The sequence below is a fragment of the Fructobacillus apis genome, assembly GCF_023893635.1.
In the GTDB taxonomy this organism is placed as follows: Bacteria; Bacillota; Bacilli; order Lactobacillales; family Lactobacillaceae; genus Fructobacillus; species Fructobacillus apis.
This window is the reverse complement of the sequence record NZ_JAMWYK010000004.1, coordinates 26232-43520: the sequence shown is the minus strand read 5'-3', so window position 1 is coordinate 43520 and position 17289 is coordinate 26232. Positions and strand designations below refer to the sequence as shown.

The 17289-nt window shown below is 47.9% G+C and carries 17 protein-coding genes and 1 riboswitch; of the genes, 4 read left to right on the top strand and 13 right to left on the bottom strand.

Features of this window, described 5'->3' with window-relative positions:
* Positions 1-2 precede the first annotated feature (2 nt).
* The 3 genes from NFX39_RS04425 to NFX39_RS04415 form a co-directional block, all read right to left on the bottom strand.
* A complete protein-coding gene (locus tag NFX39_RS04425; RefSeq protein ID WP_252443394.1) occupies positions 3-1265 on the bottom strand; it encodes a dihydroorotase in 1263 nt (420 codons plus the stop codon).
* Positions 1262-2191 carry an aspartate carbamoyltransferase catalytic subunit gene (locus NFX39_RS04420; protein WP_252443392.1) on the bottom strand — a complete coding sequence of 310 codons (930 nt, stop codon included), beginning with the start codon at positions 2189-2191 and terminating at the stop codon, positions 1262-1264. Before NFX39_RS04420 ends, NFX39_RS04425 begins: the two co-directional genes overlap by 4 nt.
* Positions 2192-2537: 346 nt before the next feature.
* The gene (locus tag NFX39_RS04415; protein ID WP_252443390.1) at positions 2538-2930 is read right to left on the bottom strand and encodes a tautomerase family protein; all 393 of its coding nucleotides are present in this window, start codon (positions 2928-2930) and stop codon (positions 2538-2540) included.
* 217 nt (positions 2931-3147) lie between these two features.
* Between NFX39_RS04415 and NFX39_RS04410 the strand changes: the two genes are divergently transcribed.
* From NFX39_RS04410 to NFX39_RS04400, 3 genes are read left to right on the top strand one after another with little or no spacing between them, the layout of a single operon-like run.
* Positions 3148-3591, top strand: coding sequence for a MarR family winged helix-turn-helix transcriptional regulator (locus NFX39_RS04410; protein ID WP_252443388.1), 444 nt, complete (start codon positions 3148-3150; stop codon positions 3589-3591).
* 49 nt (positions 3592-3640) lie between these two features.
* Positions 3641-4162, top strand: a complete 522-nt coding sequence (locus tag NFX39_RS04405; protein ID WP_252443386.1) for a GNAT family N-acetyltransferase — start codon at positions 3641-3643, stop codon at positions 4160-4162.
* 49 nt (positions 4163-4211) lie between these two features.
* A complete protein-coding gene (locus NFX39_RS04400) occupies positions 4212-4745 on the top strand; it encodes a GNAT family N-acetyltransferase (RefSeq protein WP_252443384.1) in 534 nt (177 codons plus the stop codon).
* 104 nt (positions 4746-4849) lie between these two features.
* On the opposite strand, the gene NFX39_RS04395 is transcribed toward NFX39_RS04400, so the two are convergent.
* The 5 genes from NFX39_RS04395 to NFX39_RS04375 form a co-directional block, all read right to left on the bottom strand.
* Complete coding sequence (locus NFX39_RS04395) at positions 4850-6193, bottom strand: MFS transporter (protein ID WP_252443382.1); 1344 nt, start codon at positions 6191-6193, stop codon at positions 4850-4852.
* 353 nt (positions 6194-6546) lie between these two features.
* Positions 6547-8064: a PH domain-containing protein gene (locus NFX39_RS04390; protein ID WP_252443380.1), complete on the bottom strand. Its 1518-nt coding sequence runs from the start codon at positions 8062-8064 to the stop codon at positions 6547-6549.
* Entirely contained in the window at positions 8054-8524 is a 471-nt protein-coding gene (locus NFX39_RS04385) for a PH domain-containing protein (protein WP_252443378.1), read from the bottom strand. The genes NFX39_RS04390 and NFX39_RS04385 overlap by 11 nt, the downstream gene beginning before the upstream one ends.
* 48 nt (positions 8525-8572) lie before the next feature.
* Positions 8573-9337, bottom strand: coding sequence for a pyrroline-5-carboxylate reductase family protein (locus NFX39_RS04380; protein WP_252443376.1), 765 nt, complete (start codon positions 9335-9337; stop codon positions 8573-8575).
* Between the two features lie 115 nt (positions 9338-9452).
* Positions 9453-10793 carry an amino acid permease gene (locus NFX39_RS04375; protein ID WP_252443374.1) on the bottom strand — a complete coding sequence of 447 codons (1341 nt, stop codon included), beginning with the start codon at positions 10791-10793 and terminating at the stop codon, positions 9453-9455.
* Between the two features lie 118 nt (positions 10794-10911).
* Here NFX39_RS04375 and NFX39_RS04370 point away from each other — a divergent pair, with 118 nt between their 5' ends.
* Entirely contained in the window at positions 10912-11781 is an 870-nt protein-coding gene (locus tag NFX39_RS04370) for a LysR family transcriptional regulator (RefSeq protein ID WP_252443372.1), read from the top strand.
* A gap of 39 nt (positions 11782-11820) precedes the next feature.
* Here the strand turns inward: NFX39_RS04370 and NFX39_RS04365 are convergent, their stop codons facing one another.
* The 5 genes from NFX39_RS04365 to NFX39_RS04345 form a co-directional block, all read right to left on the bottom strand.
* On the bottom strand, positions 11821-12489 hold the full coding sequence (locus NFX39_RS04365; RefSeq protein WP_252443370.1) for an energy-coupling factor transporter transmembrane component T family protein: 669 nt from the start codon (positions 12487-12489) through the stop codon (positions 11821-11823).
* Complete coding sequence (locus NFX39_RS04360) at positions 12486-13874, bottom strand: ABC transporter ATP-binding protein (protein WP_252443368.1); 1389 nt, start codon at positions 13872-13874, stop codon at positions 12486-12488. Before NFX39_RS04360 ends, NFX39_RS04365 begins: the two co-directional genes overlap by 4 nt.
* 6 nt (positions 13875-13880) lie before the next feature.
* The gene (locus tag NFX39_RS04355) at positions 13881-14453 is read right to left on the bottom strand and encodes an ECF transporter S component (RefSeq protein ID WP_252443366.1); all 573 of its coding nucleotides are present in this window, start codon (positions 14451-14453) and stop codon (positions 13881-13883) included.
* Positions 14454-14541: 88 nt separating this feature from the next.
* Positions 14542-14631: riboswitch (TPP riboswitch) on the bottom strand.
* Between the two features lie 104 nt (positions 14632-14735).
* Positions 14736-15479, bottom strand: a complete 744-nt coding sequence (locus NFX39_RS04350) for an amino acid ABC transporter ATP-binding protein (RefSeq protein ID WP_252443364.1) — start codon at positions 15477-15479, stop codon at positions 14736-14738.
* Positions 15472-16929, bottom strand: a complete 1458-nt coding sequence (locus tag NFX39_RS04345; protein ID WP_252443362.1) for an ABC transporter substrate-binding protein/permease — start codon at positions 16927-16929, stop codon at positions 15472-15474. The genes NFX39_RS04350 and NFX39_RS04345 overlap by 8 nt, the downstream gene beginning before the upstream one ends.
* Between the last annotated feature and the right edge of the window lie 360 nt (positions 16930-17289).

Genomic DNA, 17289 nt, shown 5'->3' with positions numbered 1-17289 from the left:
CCTTATTTTTCAAAGACGATGTTGCCATCGACCATTGTTTTCTTCACTCGTCCAAACACCGTTTCTCCGATGAACGGGCTGTTCTTGCCCTTGGAGTAAAAGTCTGCTGCGTCAATTTCAAATTCTTCCGTGAGGTCAACTAGCGTGAGGTCTGCTGAATCACCCACCCTGAGCTCACCGGCGTTCTTCAAGCCAAAGACCTTGATTGGGTTAACCACCATCCACTTAATCAGCGTCTGCAAGTCGACCAAACCGCTTTTAACAAAGCGCGTGTACATCAGTGGAAAGGCGGTTTCGAGTCCGACGATTCCGAAGGCACAACCACACATGGAACCCTGCTTTTCGTGGGCCTGGTGTGGGGCGTGGTCAGTGGCGACCATGTCGATCGTGCCATCAAGTAAGCCGGCAATCAGTGCTAAGCGATCTTCTTTCGAGCGCAACGGCGGATTCATCTTGAACATTGGGTCGTCTGTGAGGATGTCCTCTTCGTCCAAGAACAAGTGGTGCGGTGAAACCTCGGCGGTTACCGGAAGGCCTTCCTTCTTGGCCTGGCGAACCAAGTCCACTGACTCCTTCGTCGAGATGTGCGCAACATGGTAAGAACAGCGCGTCTGGCGAACCATCATCAGGTCGCGGGCCAGTTGGCTCGATTCGGAAAGGCTGTTCATGCCAGGCAAGCCGAGTGATTCGGCCTTAGCCCCCGCGTTCATCACCCCACCGTCGACGAGGTCGTCGTCTTCGATGTGGGCGGAAAGGACTTTTCCAGCAGCCTTGATGGCAAGCTGGGCTTCGTACATGGTCTTTGCTGACTGCAAGCCGTGTCCGTCGTTTGAGAAGGCGGCGGCACCGGCAGCGGCAAGCTCTTCGATTGGGCCGACTTCCTTCCCCGTCAGGTCGGACGTGATGGCGGCGATTTGACCGACCTTAATCAAGCCGTTTTCTTGATTTCGCTTCAGCTGACTTTCCAACCGTTCGACGTTGTCGATGACCGGCTTCGTGTTGGCCATGGCGAGTACGGAGGTGAAGCCACCAGCCGCGGCTGCCTTGGAACCGGTCGCAATTGTTTCCTTAGCTTCCTGACCTGGGTCACGGAAGTGCACGTGGACGTCGACGAGTCCTGGGATGGCTGTGTTCCCTTCCCCTTCGACCACTTTGTCAAAGTCGGCCGCGTCCGCGCCCGTGAGGAAGGCCTTGATTTGGCCGTCCTCAACGATTAAGTCCGTTGCTTCGCCGTTGACGACGATGTTTTTCACTAATGTTTTCATGCTTCGTCCTCCATCCATTCGTTGGCTTCAAGCACCTTAGTTAGTAGTGCCATGCGGGCGAATACGCCGTTTTTCATTTGTTTAAAGATGCGGGACCGTGCACCGTCGACCAAGGCGGATTCGATTTCGATGTCTCGGTTCACAGGCCCCGGGTGCATGAAGATGGCCGTCGGCTTCATCATGGCCGCGCGTGCTTCGTTGACCGAGTAGTGCTTAATGTAGTCTTCTGCTGAGAAAGAAGAGGCTTCCTTGTCGTCCAGGCGTTCGTTTTGAACTCGGAGGCACATCACGACGTCGGCTTCCTTGATGCCGTCGTCCAATTCAACGTACTTACCATAGTGCTTCAGGTCGTCGTTCCACCATTCCTTAGGCCCTGCAAAAGTCAGGCCCATCCCGAGCTTCTTGAACACGTGAGCATCGGAGTTAACCACCCGTGAGTGGCTGAGGTCGCCGACCATCATGACCTTCAAGCCTTTAAAACGCCCGAATTCCTGTTTAATCGTGAGCAGGTCGAGCATCGTTTGCGATGGGTGGACCCCAGCACCGTCCCCGGCGTTGACTAGGGCGAGCTTGACGCCCTCTTGCTTCACCTGGTCAAACCAGCCGTCTTCCGAGTGGCGAACCACCGCGATGTCCATACCGATGGCTTCGACTGTCTTCAAAGTGTCGGACAAGGTCTCACCCTTCTTAACGGAAGAAGCGGCCAGGTTGACGTCGAAGCGACTCAACCCTAAGTTGTGTTCCGCCATCTGAAAGGATGTAACCGTACGAGTGGAATTCTCGAAGAAGAGGTTGGCGACTTTCACGTCCTTATTCAACGCTTTCGGCTTTTGTCCAGCCTCGTAAGCTTCGGCTAAGGCAACCAATTCCAGGATTTCTTCAACGCTCTTGTTCGACAAGTCCAAGCAATCTTTCTCTTGTGTCATCGTGACGCCCCCTTTTTTTGCTACAAAAAAAGCCCTGATCAACGATCAGAGCTTGCGAAAAAGGCTTTCATTTTAGTTGGACTGAGTCCCTGGGTTTTAATTCAGGATTCGCCAAAAAGGCTTGCCTACCTCCGCCTCTCTGGACTTCCTCGGTAAACAATGCGGCAACAATCCAACCAAGCCCTTAGCGATTCTCTGATCGACTTTAAAGGTTTGATTTGAGTTACTGAAATCTTAGCACTACTTTTCAAAAGAAACAAGCATTATTTAAAAAAGACAGAATATTGGCGGTTTCTTCAATAAAAAAGCAGCCCCTTTATCAAGAGCTGCTCGTTCATTCTTTCGATTAAAGGCTGCCATCCAAGAAATGGTTCTTACCTTCTCCAAATGACCAGTCTTCTGCGTGGTTCGTGGCAAAGGAAATAATCACGTCTTGTGGACGAACGTTTGCTTCCTTTTCCAACACTTCGACCAACTTCTTCGTGAAGGCCTTCTTAGCAGGCATTGGGCGTGGCGTTGACAAGACCGTGAAGAACAAGGCCTTGTTCGTGCGTTCGTAGCCCAAACCAACGTCTTGGAAGCAGATTTCGTAATCTTCGTGTTGCGTCACGATTTGGAAACGGTCGCGGTCAGGCAAGTTCAACGTTTCCTTGGCAACGTCGAATGACAATTGCATCAAGTGCTTGATTTCTTCTGGTTGGTATTGATTCTTGATCAAATCCATCTTCAATAGTGGCATAATAGACTCCTTTTAATTGAAACGAATAAACCTAGCTTAGCACAATTCTGCTTCATCAGCGTGATTTATTTAAAAAGTCAGGACCGTTTTTGACATAAGAAAAAGCGCGTTAAAAAAGGGCGTCAAAAAGAGGGGAAATTTTCTTTTCAGCTCTTGAACCAGACGCTTTTATCCCCTATATTATAAGTATACTTACCAAACACAACAGAGGGTCACAATGACAAAATCTCATGAAGAATTAATTAGCGATTATCAACGTTCAACGTCCCAGGCCTTCTTTGCCCTCTACACGGACTGGTTCCGTCAGACCAAAAGTCAGCTTCGCCGACTTGATTTGACACACCCACAGGTGCAGGTTCTCTCAACGGTTGAAGCGTTGAGCATGGAAAACGACGAAGTGACACAGGCCATGGTTGCAAAGGCGGCAGACATCGACCCCATGACGGCCTCTGCCATCATCACGAAGCTCGCCCGGGAAGACTTTTTGGACCGTTTCCCTGGTAAGAAGAATCCGCGCTCAAAGGCCATTCGCCTCACCCAGCACGGCCAGGACAACTTGGAGAAGGCCCTGGTGGTCATGGCTGACTTTGACAAGGACTACTGGAAGGATCAGAACCCAAATCGACAGGATTTAATTCAATCCTTCAAGACAAAGATTTAAGGGTCGTCTTTGACTTTGACAGACCAATAAGAACACGAAGGGATGTCCCATGACACAGCTAAACACGGACTTTCAGATTGCGCCTTTAGCAAAAGCCGATCTCGTGGTGTACAAAAGCAGCTTAAAGGCGGCCTACCGACATGGTCTGCCCAATCGTTACGGCGAAGATTTTCCCGTTGACCTACTGATGCCGGAAGACGAATACCTCAACATCATCTTAAAGTCCGACATCGAAAGATCATTTGTCGCCCTTCAAAACGGGGCCATCATTGCTGGTATCTCCTTTCGACAGGATGAAGGTTCCTCCAAGGCTTACGTGAACGAAATCTTTACGGTTCCGGCCTATCAGGAACAAGGCTTGATGACACGTTTCTTCCTTCAGTTAGATCAACAACTCGATGACATTAAGACTTGGGAATATGGGCTAGTTCCAGGTGATAGCGCAAGCATGAACTTATTCATCAACCGCTTAGGCTTTGAGATCAGCGAATTTATGAATGAGCGTCACCCTGAAGATGATAAGCAGTTACCCAACGCAGGAAAGTTCATCATCCAAAAGAAAAAGCCGTAAAAGCTTTAATAAATCCTTCTCCTAATCAACGATGACAAGAAAGGTAACTATGTCAGAAGAAAAAGATAAACTACTGCTCTCTTTTCTAACGGAAGATGATCTCAATGACTTTAAGTGGGACATGTACGACGCCATGCGTTATTCTGCTATTAAGCGAAAAGAACACCCCTCCTTTGACGAAGACGATTTGCCAAGTAACGAGAACATCTTACAGGCTTATTATTATCCGGAAGCCGTCGCCATCAAAGTCGTGTTAAACGGTGAAATGGTGGCTAGTATCCTCTTTCACCCGCAAGGCAACCATCGCTTTGCCCACATCGTTTTCTTTTACGTCAAAAGCCAATACCAAGGACGTGGCATTGGAAAGCAAGTAATTGACTACGTTCTCCAGTCCTATCCCGATTATGACTGCTGGACTAGCCTTGTTCACGAATTCGACGAACCCTTACTCAACTTCTTCATTAATCGCTGTGGCTTTCGAGGAACGCAGGTTTTCAACGAACACAACCCTTCGAATGACCCTTTGACACCTGACGGCACCATAATGCTGGTTAAGTGGACGGACGGTCTCACGGAAGATTAAAAAGACGTCTCATTCGAGACGCCTTTTTTATTTGACCACTTTTCATTTTTAGGCAACAAAAAAAGCCGCCGAGCCTTTCACTCGAGCGACTTTTTACTAGCCTTTTAGTGGTTCACAGATGCTTCCATCGCGCGGATCTTCTTTTCTTCGAAGACCAAGATGATAAGCAAGATAATGGCAAAGATCGTTGCCCCGTAAATCACGTTTGAAGCCATGCTCCAACCATATGAACGAACCAACGTACCGATAACGGCAGTGGCAATCGTTTCACCGAAGATGTACTGGAAGAATCCCATGAATCCGGATGACAACCCAACGGCGTAGTTTGGAACCGCTTCGTTAATCATCAAACCAACCAAAGTAATTGGTGCGTAAATCAACGTTCCCATTGCAAACAAGGCAATCAGCAAAGCGATGTGGTTACCAGTCGTGAAGTAGACCGTCAAGCAGCCCAACGTTCCGAGGGCAGAAATCAAACAGATCATCGCGCGACGTCCGTCCAAGAAGTCAGAAACCATACCCAAGATGATAACACCAGGAACGGCAGTCACTTCAAAGATACCAACCAACCACTTGGCCCAAGTAACTGAGAAGCCCTTAGTAGGCAAGTATGAAGGAATCCATGACATGACACCGTAACGAACAATGTAGAAAGACATTGACGTCAACGTAACCAACCAAACAACCTTGTTCAACAAGATGCTGTTAACCAAAATCTTCCAGATTGACATGTCAGTCGTTGCCTTGTTCGTCTTTTCTCCCTTGGCATCAACTTCAACATAACCTGAGTAAGTTCCGATGTCAGGCAAACCAACTGTTTCAGGCTTGTCCGTGTTGATGAAGAACATCAAAGTAGCCAAGATGATGGAGATAACGGAAGCCGTTACGAAGACCATCGTCAATGAACCACCGAACAAGAACGTTGCCAATTCGATTGACAAGACACAGAAGAACGCTCCAGCGTTGTGGGCTGATGACCAGATTGAGTAGGCCGTTCCACGGGTCTTCTTTGAGAACCAGATGGAAATTTGACGCTGACAAGCAGGTGCACCCATTGACTGTGTGATGGCAATGAAGAGCATCAAGAACAAGATGACAAAGAAGTTTTGCGTAAATCCAATCAGCAAGTTAAAGAATGCTGAGAGGTACAAACCACCTGCCAAGAACCAACGGGCGTTGGACTTGTCGGCCAAGGCTCCCATGAAGAGCTTGGCGATTCCGTAACCAACACCGAAGGTTGATAAGATCAAACCGATTTGACCAATGTCAAATCCGTAGTTCTTCATAATCGATACCTGTTCCGTGGTGAAAACCAGACGGATGATGTAGTAACCGATGTATGAGAATGACGTTGCAATCAAGACTCCCAATTGACGACGCTTGTAAACGCCGGCAACCTTGTCTTCTGCAACAGGCGCTACTTGCGCCTTCTTGTTGAATGAAAACATACTGTAATCCTCGTATCTATAAAATAGTGTGAAACCGTGGTTCTTTGGCCTTTCACCTCAAAACGTTGGATTCAGTGTTGCAGCGAAACCTTTCATTCCGATCTGCTATATTTAAAGTTTAATTAATCTTTGTGAAACTGTCAATTGCATTTCAAATTTTTCGAAGTGAAAATAGACAATGTAACGGCTTTCATTTTATAAATATCAACATTCTTTTTGATTTTTTTAATGAAAACGGTTAATAAAAGAACTTTTTTATCAATTTTTTTAAAAATTAAGAAAAAGACAGTCAAGAAAATTTGACTGCCTTTTTTCAAAAAATATTTTTTAATTTTTCGCCGAGAGCCCTATTTTTAATAGGCTTTTTGGTAAGCCGCGTATACCGCTTTTGCTTCTGGTAACGGCAGGTAGCGCGTCTTGATTTCCGTTGACGCATCGTCTGTTCGCACCACCACTTCTAAGTGCGCACGCTTCTTAAAGAAAGCCATCCAAACGGACTGTGAAACCGTCATGGACTGAATGTTTGCCCAGCGAAGATAAACGGTCTTCTTTGTGAACAGACGGGCGGACTGAAGAACCAAGACCTCCCCTTCTTTCACAATGGTCGCGCCAGTAACACTCCCCTTAAAGAAGCCGGCAAAGCCACCAATCACGATCAAAAAGATGGCGATGACTACTGTGTAGGTTTTCAACCAGAAGGACAAGCCGATGCCCGAAATGACAACTAACCAGCAAACCGCATTCCGGGCCATCGCCCAGGCGGGATAGAGGGAGTCGGGCTTAATCGTCACGTTTTCTTCAGGCACAAGACCTGGTAGAAAACGATGTAAGATTCTAGTTGCTCGTTTCACTCGAATGAGCGGTAAGAGTGTTGGCAACTTACGATTCACTTCATCGTCGCCGCTCTTGTCCGTGATCAGACGAAGGCGAATCGTGGCCAATCCGAGCAGGTAACGCCAGATGTTTTGTTCAACTTGAACGGATTGGATGCGCGCCTCCGCGAAGGTCAGTTGACGAACCTCAAAGAGTCCGCGTTGAATCTTCAAATGTCCATCTCGCTTCGTTAAGGAGAAGCCATAATACAGGACAATCGTTTTAATAATGTTAAAGACGAAGAGGATAAAGAAAAAAGCAACAAAGGCAGCCCCGATGATGAGTAAGCTTTGAGCCAAGACTTCATCGCTCAGGCGACGGAAGAAGTGGAACTGATCATCCAAGTGACCCAAAAAACCGAAAACAATGGCGAACTGCAAGAGTACTTCCGGAGCGGTCAAGGCGTAGAAGAACAAATCCTTAATACTAGTTTCGTAACGTTCGTCAGCATCGTCTTCTACTCGCTTTGTCCGCAAGGTCTTATCACCATTCTTCTGAGCTAAGCCTTGGTCAAAGTCCGAAGACTTCGCTGCCCTCTTCTCACTCACGACTTCGAGAAGTGGTGACAAGGCGATGTCCGGGTCCTGGTGCTTTTGTTGCAAGACCCAAGTCACCCAAATAGGAATGACCGGTAAGTTGATTTGATTGGAACGCTCACCCCCCTGTCCACCTGAATCAACCGCGATTTTTTCGAGGGCGAATGGCTTCAAGAAGAACCACTGGGAACGGTGAATGTTTTGAATCTTTTGGTATGGCAAATGGCGCCACTTACGTCTAAGTATTCCAGAGGTTAACACAAGCTCATGTTCTGTTAGCCAGTAGCGGCGCTTCCAAAAGTCGAGGGTTTCAAAGGTTAACCAACCGAAAAAAAGAATGAAAAAATGCCACCAAGTCAGATGAAAGAAGGCAATGATTCCCACAATGGCAAAGAAGATGGTCCGACCATCGATGAAGAGCTGCTCCAAATAGGCCAGGAAATGGAGGTGTTTAGGCTTCATGACGGGCCTCCTTGGCCAAGGTCATGACTTGATTCTTGAAGGCAATGGCATCTTCTTCAGTCAAAGCTTCAACAGCGTGGTGCCCTCCTCCAGTAACCAAGACAACTTGTTGCAATGAAAAGAGTTTCAAAAACGGCCCCTGATCCAAGTCCACGTTTTGCACGCGGTCAATGGGAATCGCCGTCAAGCGACGAAAGAAGAAACCACGCTTGATTTCAACATCCGTATCGTTCACTTGATAGCGGTATACGGCATAGCGGTAGTGCACCATGACGAAGCCAAAGATAACAGCCACTGCCGCCAAAACGTAGAGCACTGAAAGCCCCCATGCCGGAATGGTCCAGGTCGTAAAGAGTGGTAAGGCCCAAGTCAGTCCAAAAAGGATGGCAAAGATGATGATTCCAGAAAAGAGTTCAGAGAGATACCAGACTCCTTTGACGTTTTTGGGTAATGACTGCATGATAATCCTTTCTTTCGAGCACTTGAATAAGCGTTTTGGTAAGTGAACTTACTTTCCAGAAGCCTTTAAAATAGCTTCGTGAATGGCGTGGCGGAAGCCGTGTTGATCCAGGGCCAAAACCCCCTTAATGGTCGTGCCGCCAGGTGATGTGATTTGCCCCTTAAGGTCCCCCGTTGACAATGTTGAGGTCTTGGCCAACTTAGCTGTTCCCATCACAACGGAGGCAATCAGGTCAGCCGCCTTTTGTCGGTCCAAACCTTGAGAAACCGCGGCGTCTTCCATGGCGTCCATCATGACGTCAATGAAGGCCGGTGAACAACCACCGACCGTACCGGCAATGGCGAGTTGGTCTTCTGGTACAACAAGTACGTCTCCCACGCTCTCCAATAACGTTTGCACGGCCGTTGTCGCTTCATCGTTTGCATAGTCGGTCACAGCGAGTGCCGTGGTTCCGGCATTAACTGCTGCGGGAATGTTTGGGATGAAGGGATAGATTGGGTTGTCTTGTGCGACGTCATGCAAGCTTTCTGCTGAAACGTTAGCAGCGGCGGACAAAACAATGGTGCTTGATGGCAGACCAGCTGAAACGAGCTGCTCCAACACCTTGACCGTAACCCGAGCAGGGACAGTTAAAATCAGCGCATCGAGCTTATCAGAAACAAAGTCCTGCTTATCAGACAAGACGGATATTTCCAACTCTGACGCCTTGTTTGGGTTTGAAGACAGCGCCAACAATGAGACTTCTTCAACGTGTCGGAAGCCCTGTGCGAGGGCGGTTCCCATGTGGCCGAGGCCGACGATTCCTACTTGCATATGCTTTCTCCAAAGGTGTTTTACTAGTAGCTATTTTATCACAGATACCTGGGATAACGATTTTAAAAGGATAAGAAAAAAGCCGAAAGACCAGCTTTCGACTTGGGTGAGGCTTTTACTTCTTTTTGAGATAGGCAACCAAAGTCAAGGCAAGGAGCCAGACAATGGCTAAGATTGTGGTAAACATCGTTGCCTTACCAATCAACATCAAGACGAAAATAAGGGCCAAGAAGGCAATCGTCAGGTAGTTTGAGAATGGTGCAAAAGGCAGCTTAAATGTTGGTGCAGCAGTTGCCGTCCCTTCCTTCACACGCTTCTTGTAAACGATGTGCGTGAGCATCAACGCCATGTAAATGATCAAGAAGGCGGCGGAAGCCGTTGATGAGATCAAGTTAAAGGCGTCCGTTGGGTAGAAATAGTTCACAACAACGGAGAGACCAACGATGAGCGTTGAAACGTTAATCGCAGCACGTGGAATCTGGTTGTGGTTCAACTTTCCGAAGCGTGACTTAGGGCCGGCCAAAGAGTATAGCATCCGACCAGTCGTGAAGAAGGCGGAGTTAATGGCAGAAGCAGCGGCCGTCAACACGACGAAGTTAATCAAAGCAGCGGCGGATTGAATTCCGATTCCAGCAAAGACTTGAACGAATGGTGAACGTCCCCCTTCATAGTTCGTCCATGGTTGGATAATCATGATGGCGGACAAGGCACCGATGTAGAAAATCAAGATACGAACGACGATGGAGTTCACGGCCTTCGGAATCGTTTGCAATGGATCCTTTGTTTCGGCGGCGGTTACCCCGACGAATTCAACTCCCAAGAAGGAGAAGAAAGCCATTTGGAAGGCCGCAAGGAGCGTCTTTCCGTGGTTGGCAATCAAGCCGTGTGACCAGAGCGTTGAGAATTCCGTCTTACCGAGCGGCGTGTGCACTTGGCCAAGGGCCAAAATCAATCCCGTTCCAATCATGGCACAGATGGCGATGATTTTGATGGTTGAGAACCAGAATTCGGCTTCACCGAAGGCCTTTACCGCGATGACGTTCACGAGGTACAAGACAATCAGGAAACCAAGTTCGAATGGCCAGGTGTCCATGCTTGGGAACCAGAACTTCATGTATGTTCCGATGGCCGTCAACTCCGTCATGGCGATGACAATCCAACCAATCCAGTAAGTCCAACCGAGCACAAAGCCGGCCTTTTCACCGAGGTATTGGGTCATGAAATCAACGAAGACGGGCTTGGAATCGTCGGAAACGAGTAATTCACCAAGCGCTCGCATCATCGCGAAGACAAAGAGTCCGGTAATGATGTAGACCAGCAAGATGGCTGGTCCGGCTTTTTGAATGGCAGAACCCGCTCCAAGGAAGAGACCGGTTCCGATGGTTCCACCCAACGCAATCATCGCCACGTGGCGGTGTGAAAGCGTGCGGGCAAACCCTTGTTGTTGTTCATCCATACAATACTCCTTTAAATATCCTTACTTGTAGTTTATACTTAGCTTGTAAATAAGTAAAACTAAACCTTTTCAATTTAAAGTTAGAAAAATTCATCTTCGTTTTCAGAAAGGCGAACCAATGAAAACCTTTACCTATCAAATCTTTGCGACCGTGGCTGAGACAGCTTCCTTTAAGAAGACAGCCGACCAGTTGAATATCACCCCATCGGCCGTGTCCCACGCGATTGCTTCCTTAGAAAAGGAATTGAGCCTCCCCCTTCTTGTCCGTAACCGTTCGGAGATGGCTCTTTCCCAGGCGGGTGCCGACATCTTGCCGATGGTTGAGCGATTGCTGAACGAAGATCGAAAAATTCACGACAGAGCGGCAAATCTCGCTGGTCTTGCGACTGGAAAGCTGCGCATTGGGGCGATTTCTTCGGTTTGCATCGCGTGGCTGCCAACAATTATTCAGCGCTTTAAGAAGGCTTATCCGAACGTCAGTATCACGGTGTTCCAGGGTTCCTTCAAGGAGATTGAAGAAGGCGTGGCACTGGGCCGAATCGATATTGGCTTTTCCGCCCTGCCAGCCAATGAACAGCTGGATACGACCTTCCTCTTGGATGATGAAATCAAGTGTATTACGCAGGCGGATTTTAAGCCAATCAATGGTAAAACGGTGACGCAGGAAGATTTGGAACAGCAGCACTTCATCCTGCAGAAGGCCGATTACGATTCTGATACGAAGGCGGCCTTGGATGAACTCCAGGTGAAGCCGCAGGCCATCAACTACTCAATTGATGATCAGTCGATTCTGGCAATGGTCGAGGCGGGCCTTGGATGGGGAATCCTTCCGGACTTGGCCTTGACGCGACTGTCAGGTGAAGTGAAGGCCTTCCCATTTGAGACGCACTACTTCCGGCACTTGGGGCTGGTCACGAATCCGTCAGCGGCCGAGGACCCGCTGGTTCAGGCGATGAAGCAAGTGATTTTGGCTGATATTAAGGGATAAACAAAAAGACCCACAAGACGATGTCTTGTGGGCCTTTTTTTAAAACGAACTGTATTTCAATAGAACAAAGGTTGAAATGAGCAGAGCACCTATCATCACAAATCCCGCCTTTTGATACGGATAACTTTTCAAGGCGGAGCGACTGGCCCCCTCCTGAAAACCGTGGGCGGTCATCGCCATGGCCATCATTTCCGACCAGTTGATCGACTGAACGATGGCTTTAAAGTAAAGTGATGGCGTATACCAAGTCAGCACTTCACCACGCATCAGCCCCGCGGCTTGAATGCTTTTGAAGGCTTCTTTGAAGCGCGGTACAAAGTTCAAGGCGGCTAAGATGCCGTAGGTAAAGGTCGCCGACAACTTCAAGTTCTGCTGCAGGAATTGCAGTAGAACGGTCGGCGTGACCGAGTTGTTTAGCCAGGCGCTAATCAGGATAAAGAGCAAAATCCGAGAGCCCATGACCAAACCGAAGTGTGTTCGACTCGCCAAATCCCCCACCCCGAAGAGGTAAAAGGACCAAAAGGTTCCAAGTGTCGGCAAAGTCGCAACCGCCAGATAGGTCATCCAGCGCTTTATCGAGACTTTTTGGAACAATAAAAGCGAGAAGAACAGGACAAAGAGCGCGAGGTTCAAGGTCAAAGAACGCGTGAGCGCCACCTCGAATGAAAGTAAAATAGCTAAGTATAAACGTTGACTGGCATTCATCATGATTCTCCCTCCACCAGTTGTCGGTCCGTTAAGCGCAAGTGGCGCGTGACAACGCCCATTAGCGGCCGAACCTGGTGTGAAACGATGATAATGGTTTGCTTCAGCGCCAGCTGGCTTTCCTTCATTAATCGAACCACCGTTTTCACGGAAGCGGCGTCTAAACCGGAGAAAGGCTCATCCAGCAGCAAAAGATTCTTTTCAGTTATGAGCATTAGGAGTACTTGTAACTTCTTTTGTTGCCCGCCGGACAAGGTGTAAACGGAACGCTTCATGAGTGCGTCCAGGTTCAAGGCCTTCAAGGCTTCATGCACCCGTTCATCGGTCCAGTATGCACGTTCTTTCTTGTATGCGCGCACCTGCTCGATTTCTTCTTGGACCGTGATGGTCAAGAATTGATCCAAAGCGTTTTGAAAGGTCAAACCAATCACTTCGTAAAAAGGCTTTTTCTTCCACTGCTTCAGATTCAAATTCAAGTAACACAGCTGGCCCGTGTAATCATTTAACTTGGCGATGGAACGCAGAAAGGTCGACTTACCGGAACCGTTGTCGCCAGTTAATAAAACAAAGTCGCCCTTTTTAAGCGCGAGTTCCTTTTGAAAAATCAGCAGTCGCTCGTCATTTACCAGACAGTAATCACTGGCCTTCAACAGAGGTTCTGCCTCTGCTTCACCCTCGGCAAGCAAGATTGGTGCAGCTTCGGCTCTCTTTGGCCAGCCACTTGCTTCAACCTTTTGAACCACGCTGTCCTCAAAGCGATAAAAAGACGTGATTTTATCTTCGTAACCCGAGGCGTCGTGATCACACACGAGCACGGCGTAGCCGGACTGTGCTAACTCCTGAAAGAGCTGCTGTAATTCTTCACGCGATGTGATGTCAACGGACGCGAAGGGTTCGTCAAAGATGAGGTGCTTGGCACCAAGTGCAATGATTTCGGCTAAAGCGACCTTCTGCATCTCGCCACCGGAAAGCTCATTTAACTGACGCTTCTTAAGGTGGCGAATGTGAACGGTTTCGAGTGCCTCGTCGATTCGTTGTTGAATCGAACCCGCATCGACGGCAAGGTTTTCAAGGGCGAAGGCCAATTCCTCTTCCACTTTTTGCAAGACGAATTGCTCCCTCGGGTTTTGAAAGAGCATCGAGACCTTCTCAACCCGATGATTGGCGGGTATGTTGTCGATGGGGTCGCCATCGACAACGACTTTGCCAGTCACCTTACCACCATACTGCGGATACAAACCAGCCAAGCACTTAAACAACGTTGACTTCCCACAACCGGAAGGTCCCATGATTAAGGCAAAGTCGCCTTCTTCAACCGTGAGGTTCACGTTTTGAAAGACGGCTTCCTTGCGATAAGACAAAGATAATGACTCGGCTGAAAGCGTCATGGATGCTTACTCCTCTTCTTCTCCTCTTGAAAGGAACTTCGAACGGTCAAGTAAACGTTGGATACCATAAACCAAAACCCCACCGAAGAAGAGCATGGACAGGTAACGAACGATGAAGAGCATCACGAGCATGAAAAAGCCGTAGCTGGCATAACCCATGCTGATTAAGCTCCATGTAAAAGTCACAACCGTCCCGGTCAAAGTTGAGAGCCAAAGCCCCAAGTTGTAGTTCTTGTAGAGCGTGAGGGTGAATCCAAGTTCTGAGGCGATTCCCTGAATGACACCAGAGATAAGCGCTGAAACACCCCAATAACTACCCAAGAACATTTCACCAGCAGCCCCGATGACTTCAGCCAAGAATCCGGCACCCGGCTTCTTCAAAATGTAAGAAGCGAGCGGTGCGGCCATCATCCAAGCACCCCAGGTGATGTCATAACTGAAGGGCTGCAAACCAACGGCTGCTAGCCCACCCGTCAAGAACTGGCACAAGGGCGCCAGAATAAAGTAAACCACCGAGAAGATGATTCCAATCAACGCCAACAAGATGACGTCTTTCAATTTCCAAACTGTATTTTTCATGCTATCCTCCTTTTTTTGAAGGGGAACCATTGATCGCAATAAAAAACCGCCTGCATTAGACGGAGTCTAACACAAGCGGTCGCTAAAAAGCGTTATTGTGCGAACTCCCTACGTCGGTGTTAACCGGACAGGTTCAATGGGTGTTATCTCAACCAAAAAGGTACCCCAGTTCTGTATGCAATTAAATACGAGTTTTATATTAGCTGGTAATTTCGTATTTAGCAAGCGCTTTTTCTAAAATTCATGATATTCATTTGGAATAATGACTTTTTTCAACTCGTATTAATCGATGATTACTTGTTCGATGAAGTGCTTCGTTTCAGCTTCCTTCGGTTGTTCGAAAATGGCATTTGGATCGTTTTCTTCAATCAGTTGACCGTCTTGCATGAACCAAACTTTATCCGCAATTTTTTTGGCAAAGTTCATTTCGTGTGTCACGACAACCATGGACATGTGTTCTTCGGCCAACTCCGAAATCACCTTCAACACTTCCCCAACGTTTTCTGGATCCAGTGCTGATGTTGGTTCGTCAAACAGTAACACCTTCGGCTTCATGGCCAACGCACGGGCAATCGCCACCCGCTGTTTTTGACCACCAGAGAGTGCTGAAGGATAGGCCTTAGCCTTGGCGTCCATGCCAACCTTTTGTAAATAGGTGTGGGCAAGTTCTTCCGCTTCCTTTTCACCCATCTTCTTAACGCGAATTAGACCGAGTGTCACGTTTTTTAAGACCGTTTGATTTTCAAAAAGATTGAAGCTTTGAAAGACCATTCCAATGGATTCGCCAAGGTGCTGCAATTCTTTATTAGAGGCTTTGACAAGGTCTTGACCATCGAATAGCACGCTACCTGACGTTGGCTTCTCCAACTGGTTAATGGCTTTCAAGAGCGTTGACTTTCCAGAACCGGAAGGACCAATAATGGCCAAGGTTTTCCCCTCTTCAATTTTCCCACTCACGCCGCGTAAGACGAGGTTTCCTTTGTAGGCTTTTTGCACGTTTTGTAATTCAATGGTCGTTTTAGGCATTGTTCATTTTCCTTTCAAAGTAATTCAAGACACGGGTTAACGTAAAGGTCATGAGGAAGTAAATCACCATCACCACGACGATTGGTGCAACCGCACGGTAGGTATTGGCACGTACCACGTTCAGCTGGTAAATCAAATCCGTGACTCCGATGATGGAAACAATGGAGCTTTCCTTCAAGACGGAGATGAACTCGTTACCAAGTGATGGCCAGATGTTCTTAAAGGCCTGTGGCAGGATGACAAAGCGCATGGTATCAACCTTTGAAAGGCCGATGCTCTTTGCTGCTTCCGTTTGCCCCTTATCCAGACTGTTGATTCCACCACGGATGATTTCGGCCACGTAGGCAGCTGAGTTCAAGGCAACGGCGATTGTTCCAGCAACAAGCGCTGAAAGGTTAAAGACGGCGCCCAATCCGAAGTACACCAGAAGCACCTGAACCATCATCGGCGTTCCACGAACGATTTCGATGTACGCCGTTGCTGGCCAAGAAAGAAGCTTCCAAGCAGACAACTTCATCAGCACCAAGAGGATACCGAGCATAATTCCAAAGATAACCGCCAATAGCGCAATCAATGAAGTGTTCAGGAAACCGTTGTAGAAATCCTTCCAGTACTTCAGCATGGAGTTGTCCTCGGCTCCTTCGTCGAGGTGTTCCCCCGCTGCCTTTAAGTATTGGTCCGTCAACTTGTTCTTCGTAATCTTGTCGATGCTTTGGTTAATGGCCATGATTAATGAACTAGAACCCTTCGGTGCGGCAATCGCCTTTCCACTTTCGTCCGCATCGTCTTCATAACCGGCGTCAATCATGGCAAGGTTCTTGTTGTGCGCAACGTAGGCTTGAGCCACTGGCTTTTCGAGTCCAACGGCATCAATCTTTTGGTTTTGAAGAGCGAAGATCAAGTCAGGGTTCTTGTCCATGCTTGAAACGGCGCTGTCTTCGAAGTACTTCTGGGCCAACGTGTTCTGAAGAGAACCCGTCTGTGCCCCAATCTTCTTACCGTGTAGGCTCTTAGCCGTCTTGTACTTGGCGACATCCTTTTTATTAATCAAAAAGGTTTGCCCACCCGTGTAGTAAATGTTTGAGAAATCAACGGATTGACGTCTTTCGGCGGTTGGTGACAAGGCGGCAATGGCAATATCAGCCTTTCCAGTCTGAATGGCTGCAAGCACGGAACCGAAGTCCATGTTCTTGATTTCAAGCTTCACGCCGAGGTCATCCGCAATTTGTTTGGCAACGTCGATGTCTAATCCGACATCTTGTTTCTTTCCCTTGATGGTTGCCTCAGATTCAAACGGTGGGTAATCCGGTGAAGTGGCGACTTTCAACACACCTGCTTCCTTTACCTTCTGCAAACTATTGTCGTCTGCCGAAACCTTTGTGCTTCCAGCAAACAGTGACATCGTAAACACCAGCAACGTTGCGAGTGCTAATCCTACTTTCCTTTTCATCTTCCTTCTCCTTTTTCTTTTCGCTAATAACAAAAAAAACGCCCTTTAGTCAAAATGACTAAAGGACGTTTGCACGCGGTACCACCTAGTTTGTACGCCAAAAAGCATACCTCTCTTATTCGATCAAAACTACTAATCGTCAGCTCGTTAATGGGAGCACCCAGCATGGTTTTTCTCACATGCACCAATAGGCGACGTTCGTCTTGCTTGTCCTGTGTTTCTCACTAACCAACACTTCACTGTGCAACAAGTTGAAGACTACTACTTCCTAAAAATGTTTTTGAATATTAACTTGTTATTAACTATATCATCTATTTCTCATAATGCAACACTTTTATGAAATTTATTTAATGAACAGTT

What these genes read in the sequence shown, in the direction of transcription:
- NFX39_RS04365 (WP_252443370.1), bottom strand. Translation starts at nt 12,489, where the DNA reads ATGATGAATGCCAGTCAACGTTTATACTTAGCTATTTTACTTTCATTC.
- NFX39_RS04410 (WP_252443388.1), top strand. Translation starts at nt 3,148, where the DNA reads ATGACAAAATCTCATGAAGAATTAATTAGCGATTATCAACGTTCAACG.
- NFX39_RS04355 (WP_252443366.1), bottom strand. Translation starts at nt 14,453, where the DNA reads ATGAAAAATACAGTTTGGAAATTGAAAGACGTCATCTTGTTGGCGTTG.
- NFX39_RS04415 (WP_252443390.1), bottom strand. Translation starts at nt 2,930, where the DNA reads ATGCCACTATTGAAGATGGATTTGATCAAGAATCAATACCAACCAGAA.
- NFX39_RS04350 (WP_252443364.1), bottom strand. Translation starts at nt 15,479, where the DNA reads ATGCCTAAAACGACCATTGAATTACAAAACGTGCAAAAAGCCTACAAA.
- NFX39_RS04380 (WP_252443376.1), bottom strand. Translation starts at nt 9,337, where the DNA reads ATGCAAGTAGGAATCGTCGGCCTCGGCCACATGGGAACCGCCCTCGCA.
- NFX39_RS04405 (WP_252443386.1), top strand. Translation starts at nt 3,641, where the DNA reads ATGACACAGCTAAACACGGACTTTCAGATTGCGCCTTTAGCAAAAGCC.
- NFX39_RS04420 (WP_252443392.1), bottom strand. Translation starts at nt 2,191, where the DNA reads ATGACACAAGAGAAAGATTGCTTGGACTTGTCGAACAAGAGCGTTGAA.
- NFX39_RS04360 (WP_252443368.1), bottom strand. Translation starts at nt 13,874, where the DNA reads ATGACGCTTTCAGCCGAGTCATTATCTTTGTCTTATCGCAAGGAAGCC.
- NFX39_RS04370 (WP_252443372.1), top strand. Translation starts at nt 10,912, where the DNA reads ATGAAAACCTTTACCTATCAAATCTTTGCGACCGTGGCTGAGACAGCT.
- NFX39_RS04425 (WP_252443394.1), bottom strand. Translation starts at nt 1,265, where the DNA reads ATGAAAACATTAGTGAAAAACATCGTCGTCAACGGCGAAGCAACGGAC.
- NFX39_RS04400 (WP_252443384.1), top strand. Translation starts at nt 4,212, where the DNA reads ATGTCAGAAGAAAAAGATAAACTACTGCTCTCTTTTCTAACGGAAGAT.
- NFX39_RS04390 (WP_252443380.1), bottom strand. Translation starts at nt 8,064, where the DNA reads ATGAAGCCTAAACACCTCCATTTCCTGGCCTATTTGGAGCAGCTCTTC.
- NFX39_RS04385 (WP_252443378.1), bottom strand. Translation starts at nt 8,524, where the DNA reads ATGCAGTCATTACCCAAAAACGTCAAAGGAGTCTGGTATCTCTCTGAA.
- NFX39_RS04395 (WP_252443382.1), bottom strand. Translation starts at nt 6,193, where the DNA reads ATGTTTTCATTCAACAAGAAGGCGCAAGTAGCGCCTGTTGCAGAAGAC.
- NFX39_RS04375 (WP_252443374.1), bottom strand. Translation starts at nt 10,793, where the DNA reads ATGGATGAACAACAACAAGGGTTTGCCCGCACGCTTTCACACCGCCAC.
- NFX39_RS04345 (WP_252443362.1), bottom strand. Translation starts at nt 16,929, where the DNA reads ATGAAAAGGAAAGTAGGATTAGCACTCGCAACGTTGCTGGTGTTTACG.